Origin of the sequence: Caulobacter segnis (assembly GCF_029543125.1) — a bacterium.
Classification (GTDB): Bacteria; Pseudomonadota; Alphaproteobacteria; order Caulobacterales; family Caulobacteraceae; genus Caulobacter; species Caulobacter segnis_D.
In genome coordinates this window covers 348,398-360,339 of sequence record NZ_JARQWW010000001.1, presented here as the reverse complement: position 1 = coordinate 360,339, position 11,942 = coordinate 348,398, and the positions used below count along the sequence as shown (strand labels likewise).

The 11,942-nt window shown below is 68.0% G+C and carries 11 protein-coding genes; 3 read left to right on the top strand and 8 right to left on the bottom strand.

The features are described from left to right. Positions 1-30 precede the first annotated feature (30 nt). From P7B02_RS01810 to P7B02_RS01800, 3 genes are all read right to left on the bottom strand, one after another. Entirely contained in the window at positions 31-459 is a 429-nt protein-coding gene (locus P7B02_RS01810; protein WP_277784587.1) for a response regulator transcription factor, read from the bottom strand. Between the two features lie 75 nt (positions 460-534). Further along, a complete protein-coding gene (gene fixJ, locus P7B02_RS01805; RefSeq protein ID WP_277784586.1) occupies positions 535-1,143 on the bottom strand; it encodes a response regulator FixJ in 609 nt (202 codons plus the stop codon). Next, positions 1,133-2,608 carry a PAS domain-containing sensor histidine kinase gene (locus P7B02_RS01800; protein WP_277784585.1) on the bottom strand — a complete coding sequence of 492 codons (1,476 nt, stop codon included), beginning with the start codon at positions 2,606-2,608 and terminating at the stop codon, positions 1,133-1,135. The genes fixJ and P7B02_RS01800 overlap by 11 nt, the downstream gene beginning before the upstream one ends. Before the next feature lie 190 nt (positions 2,609-2,798). On the opposite strand from P7B02_RS01800, the gene P7B02_RS01795 reads away from it, so the two are divergent. Then, entirely contained in the window at positions 2,799-3,452 is a 654-nt protein-coding gene (locus tag P7B02_RS01795; protein WP_277784584.1) for a helix-turn-helix domain-containing protein, read from the top strand. Between the two features lie 68 nt (positions 3,453-3,520). Here P7B02_RS01795 and P7B02_RS01790 read toward each other — a convergent pair whose 3' ends face one another. Genes P7B02_RS01790 through P7B02_RS01770 form a run of 5 tightly spaced genes read right to left on the bottom strand, consistent with a single transcriptional unit; the run spans position 3,521 to position 8,486 of the window. After that, complete coding sequence (locus tag P7B02_RS01790) at positions 3,521-4,219, bottom strand: BON domain-containing protein (protein WP_277784583.1); 699 nt, start codon at positions 4,217-4,219, stop codon at positions 3,521-3,523. A gap of 10 nt (positions 4,220-4,229) precedes the next feature. Next, positions 4,230-5,615 (bottom strand): oxygen-independent coproporphyrinogen III oxidase, encoded by a 1,386-nt coding sequence (gene hemN / locus P7B02_RS01785; protein ID WP_277784582.1) that lies wholly within the window; start codon positions 5,613-5,615, stop codon positions 4,230-4,232. Further along, positions 5,612-5,731 (bottom strand): cytochrome bd-I oxidase subunit CydX, encoded by a 120-nt coding sequence (gene cydX / locus P7B02_RS01780; RefSeq protein ID WP_277784581.1) that lies wholly within the window; start codon positions 5,729-5,731, stop codon positions 5,612-5,614. The genes hemN and cydX overlap by 4 nt, the downstream gene beginning before the upstream one ends. A 19-nt stretch (positions 5,732-5,750) precedes the next feature. Beyond that, on the bottom strand, positions 5,751-6,899 hold the full coding sequence (gene cydB, locus P7B02_RS01775; protein ID WP_277784580.1) for a cytochrome d ubiquinol oxidase subunit II: 1,149 nt from the start codon (positions 6,897-6,899) through the stop codon (positions 5,751-5,753). A 24-nt stretch (positions 6,900-6,923) separates the two neighbouring features. After that, positions 6,924-8,486 (bottom strand): cytochrome ubiquinol oxidase subunit I, encoded by a 1,563-nt coding sequence (locus tag P7B02_RS01770; RefSeq protein WP_277784579.1) that lies wholly within the window; start codon positions 8,484-8,486, stop codon positions 6,924-6,926. A 121-nt stretch (positions 8,487-8,607) separates the two neighbouring features. Between P7B02_RS01770 and cydD the strand changes: the two genes are divergently transcribed. Together cydD and P7B02_RS01760 are read left to right on the top strand one after the other, a co-directional pair. Continuing rightward, a complete protein-coding gene (cydD, locus tag P7B02_RS01765) occupies positions 8,608-10,257 on the top strand; it encodes a thiol reductant ABC exporter subunit CydD (protein WP_347276629.1) in 1,650 nt (549 codons plus the stop codon). Further along, positions 10,254-11,900 carry an amino acid ABC transporter ATP-binding/permease protein gene (locus tag P7B02_RS01760; RefSeq protein ID WP_277784578.1) on the top strand — a complete coding sequence of 549 codons (1,647 nt, stop codon included), beginning with the start codon at positions 10,254-10,256 and terminating at the stop codon, positions 11,898-11,900. Before cydD ends, P7B02_RS01760 begins: the two co-directional genes overlap by 4 nt. Positions 11,901-11,942: the final 42 nt, after the last annotated feature.

Sequence of the window (11,942 nt, the reverse complement as noted above, 5' to 3'; positions counted from 1 at the left end):
TTCTGGTCGGACGAGACTCGCCGAACGTTTCTAGACCAGGGGCGAATGATCGTTGGCGGCGGTTCTCGGATAGATACTACGTCGCGTGGGCGATCCGATCGCGAGCGTGTCCATGAAGGCCTTGACCAAGGTCTCGCCGAAGACCGGCTTTTCGAGGACGGGGGCGCCGGCGGCCTCCGCGATGCGGCGCACCGCTGGGGTTGCGCTGCTGGTCAGCAGCAGCGCGGGCAGATCGACCCCGCGGCGGCGAAGCTGGGCCAGAACCTCAAGGCCGGTCGCGCCGGGCATCACCTGGTCGAGGATCAGGCAGCCTTGTTCCGGAAGGTCGGCCTCCAGCACGGCGGCGACGCTGTCATAGGTCTGGACGTACAGGCCCTCAGTTTCGAGAACGAAGCGGATGGAGGCTAGGACGGCGGCATCGTCATCGACGACGATCGCGCAGTAGGAATTTCGGTACATGGCGCGTCTCCCCTGGAGTCACGCGTCATCCTGCGGCGGGGCGGGGCAGGCGTCCTTGATCTGGCGCAACACGGTTCAGCCGCCGGCCAGAAGCACCATCCGCACCAGTTCCGACAGGCTGTGAGCCTGCATCTTGGTCATGACGTTGGCGCGATAGACCTCCACGGTCCGCACGCTGATATCCAGGTCGAAGGCGATGATCTTGTTGGGCTTGCCGGCCACCAGCCCGTCCAGCACCTGACGTTCGCGCGGCGCCAGCGTCTCCATCCGGGCGAGGATCGGACCGCTGTCGACAGCGGCGCGGACAGGGTTGCGGCCGCCTTCCAGAGCCTTGCGCACGGCGCCGATCATGGCGTCCTCGTGGAAGGGCTTCTCCAGGAAATCGACCACGCCGCTTTTCATGGCCTCGACCGCCATGGGGATATCGCCATGGCCGGTCATCACCACGACCGGAAGGTCGGGCCGCATGCCCCGCAGCACGCGCACCAACTCCAGCCCCGACATGCCCGGCATGCGGATGTCGGTCACCACGCAGCCTCCACCGACTGTTGGCAGCGCTTCCAGAAACGCCGAGGCGGAGGTGAAGCTGCGGGCCGTCAGCCCCGAAGTCTCCAGCAGGAAGCACAGGCTGTCGCGCATGGCGTCGTCGTCGTCGATGACGTGAACCTGTCCTTCAGCGGTCATCAGCGGGCTCCTCCTCCACGGCGCGCGGCAGGGTGAACGCGAAGGTCGCCCCGCCGTCGGCGTTGTTCTGAGCGAAGATCTTGCCGCCATGCGCCTCAACGATGGTGCGGCAGATCGAAAGCCCCACTCCCATACCCGTCGGCTTGGTGGTGATGAAAGCCTGGAAAAGGTGGTCGCGCACTTCGTCCGCCAGGCCCGAGCCGGTATCCGACACGGACAGCGTCACCATGTTGTCCTCGGCGGCGCGGCTTTCGACCACAAGCCGGCGGCGCGGAGACTGCTCCATGGCGTCCATGCTGTTGCGGATGAGATTCAGAACCACCTGTTGAATCTGCACACGGTCAGCGACCACGAGATCGGCGGACGGATCGAGGTCGAACCGCACCCGAACGCCCAGCTCCTTGGCGCCCACCAGGGCCAGGGCGCTGGCCTCCTCGACCAGTTTGCTGAGGCTCTCCACGCGGCGGTCCGTGTCGCCGCGCGCCAGGAAGTCGCGCAGGCGCCGGATGATCTGGCCAGCCCGCAGAGCCTGGTCGGACGCCTTGTCCAGCGCTTGGCCCACGCGCGCGTCGGCCGCGGGCGCCGCCTCCATCAGGCGTTTGGCGCCGCGCAGGTAGTTGGCGATCGCCGCCAGCGGCTGATTCAGTTCATGCGCCAAGGCTGAAGCCATCTCGCCCATGGCGGTTGCGCGGGAGATATGGACCAGCTCGGACTGCAGCTCCTGCAGCCGCGCTTCTGTCTCCTGGCGCTCGCTGAGGTCACGGATGAAGCCGGTGTAGAAGCGGCGCTCGCCCGGCTTCATCTCTCCCACGGAGAGTTCGATGGGGAAGGTCGAGCCGTCCTTACGCTCGCCCACCACCACGCGTCCGCGGCCGATGATGCGGCGCTCGCCCGTGGTGTGATAGCGCGCCATGTAGCCGTCGTGCGCATCCCGATAGGGGTTCGGCATCAGCATGCTGACGTTCTTCCCCAGCACTTCGGCGGCAGACCAGCCGAACAACCGCTCGGCGGCCGGGCTGAACGATTGAATCCGCCCCTCCTCGGAAATGACGATCATCGCGTCCGGCACGGTGTCGAGGATGGAGCGCAGGTGCGCCTCGCGCTCAGCCAGGTGGCGGTTGGCCTCTATGTGGCGCCAGCGCCAGCGGCGGGCCGCCGCGCCGGTGGCGGTGATCGACAGGCCGGCGATCGCGAAGACGGCGAAGGGGAACATCTCGTCCCAGGTCCAGCCGCCCTGGGACGCCGCCCAGCCGCCGGCGGCCAGGCCCGCCGCGCCAGCCGCCAGGCCGCCGGCGATCCCGCTTAGGCCCGCGCCGACGAGGACGGCGGGAATGAAGATCAGGACCTGGGAGCCGAGCGGCAGAAAGGGTGCGAAGGCCGCCCAGATCACCAGACAGATGACGACCGACGCGAATGTGCACGCGTGACCGATCCCTTCGGTGAGCGGGCGTGCTTGATCGTCCATTTTGCGCCAGAGCTGCCGCATGCGACGACCGCTGTAGCGCGGGCGGCATGGGATGAGAAGAAGCCGCGAAGTCTTACGTGCAAGGGATTTGCGCGCACCCTGTGGATTCTACGTAGGCGATATCCCTGAATTTCGTGTGGTCATGGCCGGACCTAAACCCTCCCCATCAACGAGGGGAGCTTAGAAAGCCATGCGTTCTCTGGAAGTCGTCCACGCCGTCCCGCCGCAAACCCCGGCGCTTTTCGCGGCCGGCGTCGATGTCGCGGGTTTCTGCATGACCTTCTCGCGCAACGAGGAAATCTTCGGCGAAGATGAGCCGGCCGAGTTCGCCTACAAGGTGGTCTCGGGCGTGGTCCGCACCCTTCGTTTCCTGGACGACGGCCGTCGCCTCGTGGTGGGTTTTCACATGCCGGGCGAAGTGTTCGGCATGGAGCTATGCCCGACGCACCGCACGTCCGCCGAAGCCGTCGGCGCGTGCGAGGTGATGCTGGTCCGCCGCGTCGCCCTTCAGAAGGCTGCGGCTTGCGATCCTGCCGTCGGCGCCGGCCTGTGGGCCCTGACCGACCAGCATTTGCAATGCACCCAGGCGCACATGATGCTGCTGGGCCGCCGCACCGCCGCCGAGCGGGTCGAAGCCTTCCTGGCCGACATGGCCGAGCGCGCCCCCGCCTGCGACGGCGTGGACCTGCCCATGTCGCGCACCGACATCGCCGATTACCTGGGCCTGACCATCGAGACGGTCTCGCGGATCCTGTCCCAGATGGAGCGTGAGAACCGCATCAACCGCGCCACCTCCCGCCATGTGGTCCTTTGCGACCGCCGCCTGCTTCAGGCTGCAGCCTGAAGAACCCCCGGTCCGTCTGGACCTGTTCCTGATAAGGCGCGGATCTCTCCCGGATCCGCGCCTCTTTTCTATTCGCCGTATTTGCGGAAGACCCGCTTCACCCAGCGCACGACTTCCTTCTGGACGGCGCGGGGCTCCACGTCGTCCCAGGTCATCTCGGTGTCGACGAAATTGTGGTCGGCCGGCCCGGGATAGGCGCCGCCGCGGGCCACGGTGACCCTGTGGCCGCTTTCGGCGGACGACAGCTCCAGATACGGCGCGGGCTGGTTGGCAGGATGGTCCGCCCGCACCAGCTCCAGACGATAGACATGGGCGTCACGGTCCTTGCGATGCAGGACCTGGCCGTCATGGCCCGCACGCCGTGCGGTGTTCAGCACATCCGCGAAGATCGGCAGGATCAGGCTTTCGGAGAAGGCCTCGAACCACGTTTCGGGTTCGCCCTTCGGCTCAGCCGTTTCGTAGCGGCTGATGGCGTCCTTGATCTCCATATGCAGCGGCGCAAACGGCGGCTGATAGGTCTTGTCGTGATCGTAGAGCGTGCTGGGCGCGGGGGCCGGCGGCGCGATCTCCAGCAGGTCGCGGATCGACCGCGCCTGCTTCACCGCGCTGGCCAGGCCGACCGCAAGCTGCCGCTCGCGCTCGCTGGCCACCTTGCCGAACAGGATGACCTCGGCGTGCTCCGCCGCGACGCCGATGCGCTCGCTGCGGATCAGCCGTTCTGCATCCAGCGCCTTGATGATCTTCAGGCGCAGGGACTTGTCACTCATGAAGTCTTCCTCAGACGACCCGCGCGTGTCGCTGTGCGGCGCGGTCGAGATGGGTGTCGAACAGGGCGCAGACCGTGCGGACGAACGGGCGGCCGTTCTCGGTCACGGTCAGGATGGAGCCTGACAATTCGGCCAGTCCGTCGGCCTCGAGAGGCGTCAGATGCGACAGGGCGAAGGCCAGTTCATCCCGGCTCCGGCCATGATCGGCGCAGACAGCGTCCAGATCGACGCGGAAGCGGCACATGAGCTGCCCGATGATGTCGCCGCGGAAGCGGTCTTCATCGGTCAGTTCGACGCCGCGCGCGGTGGGCAGATGGCCCGCCGAAACCGCCGTGCGCCAGTCGCGCTCGGTGGTCAGGTTCTGGACGAAGCCCTGCGGCAACTGGCTGATCGCCGAGGCGCCGAAGCCCAGCACTGTGTGTGCCGGATCGTCGGTATAGCCCTGGAAGTTCCGGCGCAGGCGGCCCTCGGCCTGGGCGACGGCCAGGCCGTCCTCCGGCAGGGCGTAGTGGTCCAGCCCGATGCGCACGTAGCCCGCCGCGAACAGATAGGCGGCGGCGGCTTCGGACTGCACGAACCGCTCCTCGGAGCCGGGCAGGGCGCCTTCGTCGATCAGGCGCTGGTGGCTCTTCATCCACGGCACGTGGGCGTAGCCGAACAGGGCGATGCGCTCCGGCCGCAGAGACAGAACCTGGTCGAGGGTGTTGATCACCGAGTCCGTGGTCTGGCGCGGCAGGCCGTACATCAGATCGAGGTTGATCGAGCCGACGTTCGCCTCACGCAGCCAGCCGACCGCGTTTTCGATGACCTCGAAGCTTTCGATCCGGTTCACCGCCGCCTGCACCTCAGGCGAAAGATCCTGCACGCCCAGGCTGGCGCGCGTCAGCCCGTGGAAGGCGGCGGCCTGAACCCACTCGCGGGTCAGGACCGCCGGATCCAGCTCGGCGGCGATCTGCGCGCCGGGCGTCACGTCGAACACATGACGCAGAACGCCGAACAGCTGGGTCAGATCGTCCGGCGACAGCATGTTGGGCGTGCCGCCGCCGAAGTGGATCGACTTGGCGCGCAGCTTGCCGGGCAGGACGCTTTCCGCGAGGGCAAGCTCGGTCTCCAGCAGGTCCACATAGCCGGAGATCGTCTCCCGGCGCGTCACCGCCCGGGTGTTGCAGCCGCAGTACCAGCACAAGCGCTCGCAGAACGGGATGTGCAGGTAGAGCGACACCCCCTCGTCGGTCGGCAGGGCGGCCAGCCACTGCTGATGAACCTCGGCGTCCACATCCGACGTGAACTGCGCCGCGGTGGGATAGCTGGTGTAGCGCGGAGCGCGGCCGTCGTGGCGGGCGATCAGCTCGCTCGGCGCGGCGGCGGCGCAGGGGCGCGGGACGATGGCGTTCATGGCTCCGACAGACCTTCGTCGCCGCCGTCGAAGAGATGAAACTCGTGCCAGATGCCGTTCAGGATGCCGAACGCCACCGCGAGGCCGAGCCCCAGGATCCAGGCGAAGTACCACATGACGGTTTCTCCTTGAGGCTCAGTAGAGGTCGGGGTTGGTGGTCAGGGCTTCGGTGCTCGTCCGGCCCCACAGCACTTTGTAGACCCACGAGGTGTAGATCAGGATCAGCGGCAGGAAGACGGCGGTCACCAGCAGCATGATGAACAGCGTCCCGTGGCTGGACGATGCGTTCCACACCGTCAGGCTCGAGCGCGGATCGATCGTGCTGGGCAGGATGAACGGGAACATCGACAGGCCCACGGTGGAGATGATGCCCACCGTCGACGCCGACGAACCGGCGAAGGCCAGGGGCTCCGACCGCTTCCACAGGCCGGCCAGAGCCGCCGCGGCGCCGAGGAAGCCCAAGGCCGGAGCGATGAGCATCCAGGGATAGCGGCCGTAGTTGTCGAGCCAGGCGCCGGGAGCGGCCGCCACGGCCGTGCGCAGCGGGTTGGACGGCCCAAAGGGATCGGCAGCGCCCTCGATGCGGAAGCCTAGCGGGCCGAAGGCGATGAACAGGCCGCCGACGGCGAACAGCGCCACGCTGGTGATGGCCGCGATCGTGCCGTAGGCGCGGGCGCGGTCGAGGATCGGGCCCCGCTCCGCCTTCACGCCCAGCCAGGCCGCGCCGTGCAGCACCAGCATGGCCACCGAAAGCAGGCCGCAGACCAGGGTGAAGGGCGTGAACAGGCCCAGGAATGGCCCCTCGTAGAAGGCGCGCATGTCACCGTCGAGACGGAAGGGCGCGCCTTGCAGGACGTTGCCCATGGCCACCCCGAACACCACGGCCGGGACGAAGCCGCCCACGAATAGCGCCCAGTCCCAGAACGCGCGCCAGCGCGGGTCCTGCCGCTTGGAGCGGTACTTGAAGGCCACCGGCCGCAGGATCAGGGCCGACAACACCAGGAACATGGCCAGGTAGAAACCGGAGAAGCTGACGGCATAGACGAACGGCCAGGCCGCGAAGATCGCGCCGCCGCCCAGGATGAACCACACCTGGTTGCCTTCCCAGGTCGCGCCGATGGTGTTGATCACCATGCGCCGCTCCTCGTCCTTGCGGGCGACGAAGGGGAGCAGGGCGCCGACGCCCATGTCGAACCCGTCAGTGAGGGCGAAGGCGATCAGCAGGATGCCGACCAGAGCCCACCACAGGATGCGCAGGGTGGCGTAGTCGAGAGGAAGTTCCATGACTCGTTCTCCTTGCTTCGCGCGTCAGGCGACGGCTTCGGCGCCGGGGGCGCGTTGCGGATCGAACTCTTCTTGCTGGGCGAACGGCCCCTTCTTGATCGTGTGCAGGATCAGCCCGACCTCCACGACCGCCAGGGCGCCGTAGAACACCGTGAAGCCGATGATCGTGCTCCACAGCTGCGCCACGGTCAGCGACGAGGCGCCGAGGAAGGTCGGAAGGACACCCTCGACCGCCCAGGGCTGACGGCCCACCTCGGCCAGGACCCAGCCCAGCTCCGTGGCGATCCAGGGCAGGGGGATGGCCAGCACGGCTATGCGCAGGAACCATCGGGTGTCATGCTTGCGCAGGGTGCAAAGCACGAACGCCGTGGCGAACAGGGCGATCATCAGCAGGCCGACGCCCGCCATGATGCGGAAGGCCCAGAACATCAGCGGCACGTTGGGCACGGTGTCCCAGGCGGCCTTCTCGATCAGCGCGGCGTCGGCCTGGCGCGGATCGGCCACGTAGCGCTTAAGCAGCAGGCCATAGCCCAGGTCGCGGCGGTGTTCCTCGAAGACGGCGCGCGCGGCGACATCCTGCGGATTGGCCTTGAGCGTCTCCAACGCGCCATAGGCGACGACGCCGGATTCGATGCGGTCATGGGCCTGGGCGACGAGCTCGAAAATGCCCTCGACCGGACGGTCGATGCTGCGTGTGGCGATCAGGCCCAGCACGTAGGGAATCTTGATCTCGGCGTGGGTTTCGCGGTCGGCCATGCTCGGGATGCCGAAGGCCGCCAGACCCGCCGGGGCCGGCTCGGTCTCCCACATGGCCTCCAAGGCCGCGAGCTTCATTTTCTGGTTGTCGGTCAGGGCGTAGCCGCTCTCGTCGCCCAGCACGACCACCGACAGGGATGAGGCCAGGCCGAAGGCCGCCGCCACGGTCATCGACCGCTTGGCGAAACCCGTCCACTTGCCCTTCAGCAAGTAGAAGGCCGAGACGCCCAGCACGAAGACCGAGGCGATCACGTAGCCGGCGCTGACGGTATGGACGAACTTGGCCTGGGCGACGGGGTTGAACAGCACGGCGCCGAAATCGACGACCTCCATGCGCATGGTGTCGGGGTTGAAGGCCGCGCCCACCGGGTTCTGCATCCAGCCGTTGGCGATCAGGATCCACAGGGCCGACAGGTTGGTGCCCAGCGCCACCAGGAAGGTGACGAACAGGTGGCCGACCTTGGACAGCTTGTCCCAGCCGAAGAACATCAGGCCCACGAAGGTCGCTTCCAGGAAGAAGGCCATCAGGCCTTCGATGGCCAGCGGGGCGCCGAAGATGTCGCCGACATAGTGGGAGTAATAGGACCAGTTCATGCCGAACTGGAATTCCATGGTGATGCCGGTTGCCACGCCAAGGACGAAGTTGATCCCGAACAGCGTCCCCCAGAACCGCGTGACCGTCCGCCAGATCGGGCGGTTGGTCATCACGTAGATGGCCTCCATGATCACCAGCATGAAGGACAAGCCCAGGGTCAGGGGCACGAATAGGAAGTGGTAGAGCGCCGTGAGGGCGAACTGCAGGCGCGATAGGTCTACGACGGCTAAGTCCATGGTCGGCTCCGCTGGAACGGCCGTCAGCGACGACCGCGTCGATGTTTCCTTATGGGCGAAGGGAATCCGCTTCTTTGATCCGGATCAAGTTGAAGCCATGTTTGCGGCGGTAGGAGATTGTATGGACGCCGCACAGAACGCTCTCGCTGACCGGAGCATGACTCCCCAGGTCCTGCTTCGCCACGCGACGCGCGCGGGCGGAAAGTCCAGCCGCCGCGGCTCGCTGCTTCTGATTGGTGACGCCGTGGCGGCAGCCGCCTTCGCCGGCGGGGTCGCCATGTCGGTCGCGCGGCTGGAGGGCGGCCTGGCCGCGATCTGGCCGTGGCTGCTTCTGCTCGTCCTCGGCGCGGCTCTGCGCGGATTGCTGGCCCGGGGCGTGCTGACGGCCGGCGCCCACGCCGCGGGTCTGGTGAAGGCGAACCTCCGACGGCAGGCCATGGCAGGTCTCTTCGTCCCGGCTCGCCGCGTCGGAGACGCCGCCGTCACCACATTGGTCGAGGGGGTCGAGGCGCTGGACGGCTATGTCTCCCGCTTCGCGCCGTCGCGTTTGGCCGCCGGCGCGACGCCGCTTCTGCTCATCGCGGTCGCCGCCTTCGCCAGTCCCGTGGCCGCGGGGATCATGCTCTTCACCTTGCTGCCCTTCATCATAGGCATGGCGCTCGCCGGCATGGCGGCGGCCGAGGAGTCGCGTCGACAGTTCGCGGCGCTGGAGCGGCTGTCGGGGCTGTTCCTCGACCGCGTACGCGCTCTGCCCGCCGTGCTGGCGTTCCAGGCCGAGGGGCGCACGACCGACGACCTCGCCATCCGCTCGCGGGAGCTTGAGCGCCGCACCGGGCGGGTGCTGCAGAAAGCGTTTCTGTCTTCGGCGGTCCTGGAGTTCTTCGCCGCGTTGTCGGTGGCGCTTGTCGCCGTCTACTGCGGGTTCAATCTTCTGGGGCTGCTGCCGTTTCCTGTGCCGGAGAAGCTGGATCTGGCTAGGGCCTTCTTCGTCCTCGCCCTTGCTCCGGAGGTCTATGCCCCCCTCCGCCGTCTGGCCGCCGCCTATCATGACCGACAGGCGGCGGAGGCGGCCATGCCGGCGGTCGCCCGTCTTACACCCCCGACCGAGCTTCGGGCTGTGTCGCAGCCCTTGCGGAAGGCGCCGGCGATCAGCCTGCATGACGTGACCCTGGCCTATCCCGGCGGAGATCGACCCGTACTCGACGGCCTGTTTCTCGATGTGCCGGCCGGCGGCCTGACGGCGATCGTCGGCCCGAGCGGCGCGGGCAAGAGCAGCCTGCTTCATCTTCTTCTCGGCCTTGCGCCTTTGAGCGGCGGCAAGATCGTGGTGGACGGTCGGCCCCTGGAGATCGGGACGTCGTTGGCCGCCTCCTCCGCCTGGGCGGGGCAATCGCCGCTGATCATCGCCGGTTCTCTCGCCGACAATATCGGCCTGGCCTGGCCGCAGGCGACCCGTGACGAGATCGAGGCCGCCGCGCGGCGGGCGGGTCTGGGGATGCTGATCGACACCCGGCCAGAGGGGATGGACAGCTTGCTCGATGAGCGTGGGGGCGGCCTGTCAGGCGGGGAGCGGCGCAAGCTCGCCCTGGCGCGCGCCTTTCTGAAGCCCGCGCCGGTCCTGCTGCTGGATGAACCAACCGCGAACCTCGACGACAAGAGCGCGGAGGCCCTGTTGCCGCTCATCCTGGAGGCGGCGCGGGGACGGACCACGATCATCGCCACGCATGACGAACGCCTGGTCCGCATGGCCCCGCAGGTCCTGACCCTGTGAAGACCGCCCTTGATCAACTGATCGCCGGCGAGAGGCGCCGCCAGGCCGGGCGCCTATGGTTCGCCGGGCTCAGCGCCGTGATCGCCGCTGTCGCCGCCGTGGTCCTGCTCGGCATCTCGGGTTGGTTCATCACCGCCGCGGCCTTGGCCGGCGTGGCGGGCCCGGCCGCCTCCCATACGTTCAACTTCCTTTTGCCCAGCGCCATGATCCGTCTGCTGGCCATCCTCCGCACCGCTTTCCGCTATCTGGAGCGGCTGCAAGGCCATCAGGCGGCGCTCGGCGCCCTGGCGGCCATCCGGCCCCGTCTGTTCGCAAGCCTGGCTGCCTCGCCGCCGCGCACCGCGCTGCGCTATTCGGCGGGCGAGGTTTCGGCGCGCTTCATTCAGGACGTGGACGCGATTGAAGGCATGTTCATCCGGCTGTCCGCGCATGCCGGCGCGGTGGCGAGCCTGATCGCCGGCCTGATTCTGACCGCCTTCGCCGGGTGGCGGGCCGCGTTCGCGCTGGCCCTGTTCGCGGGCCTGGCGGCGGGCTGGGCTTGGTGGACCAACCGGCGCGCCATGGCCGCACCCGCCGCCGAGGTGAGGCAGGCCGTAGGGCGGTTGAAGGATGTGGTGGCGCATATGGCGGCCTCGGCCCCGGAACTGCGTTGTTACGGCCTGGAGAAATGGGCGGCTGATCGCGTGGCGGCGGAAGACGAACGCCAAGCTCACAGCCGTCTTGGGCTCGCGCGCGTCCTCGGCGCGTCAGCGGTTATCCAGGCGGCGCTCACGGGTCTGGCGGCGGCGAGCGTCCTGCTGGTTGCACGCAATGCGTCGCCGCCTGTCGCCGCGCTCGCGGTTCTGGCCGCCGCCATGACCATGGAGGGCGTCCAGGCCTTGGTGAAATCCCTTGAGCAGGACAGCGACGCCAGAGCCGCCGCCGCACGGTTGGAGCCGGTTTTGAGCCACGCGCCTTCGCCGCTTACCCACTTGCGTCTGACGGCGCCGAGCATAGAGCTCAGCGAGGCGCGCGTGCGGCTGAAGGCGGGAGAACGCTTGGGCGTCAGCGGTCCGTCAGGCGTCGGCAAGACCACTTTGCTGGAACAGCTGATGGCGATGAGGTCCGCTCCACGCGGCGCGATCCGTCTCGGTGATCTGGAGGTCGCGGACCTCGATCCGCAACTTCTGCGGGCCAGCTTCGCCTATGCCGGCCAGGAGCCCGTCCTGCTGACCGGCACAGTCCGCGAGAACCTGCGCCTGGCGGCGCCGAAGGCGGACGACGCGGCCCTTTGGTCAGCCTTGTTCGCCGCCGGGCTGGATGAACGCGTCCGGCGGATGCCGTCCGGTCTCGACACCTGGCTGGGAGAGGGGGCGGGGCAATTGTCCGGCGGCGAACGCCGTCGCCTGACCCTGGCGCGTGCTCTGCTGCGTCCGGCGGACTGGCTGTTGTTGGACGAGCCAACCGAGGGGCTCGACGCCGCCACCGAAGCTCTGGTTCTGGAGCGTCTCGACCATCGCCTGGCCGCCAGCGGTCAGGGCTTGATCGTCGTTTCGCATCGGCCCGCGCCCCTGGCGCTGTGCGGCCAGGTGCTTGCGGTCAAAGGTCTGGCGGAAGACGGGCGGGTGCTGTTCGCCGCGCGGGTTCCTGAGCACCAGGCATGAAAAACCCGGCCGCGTCGGCGGCCGGGTTCTGCATTTTCCGAT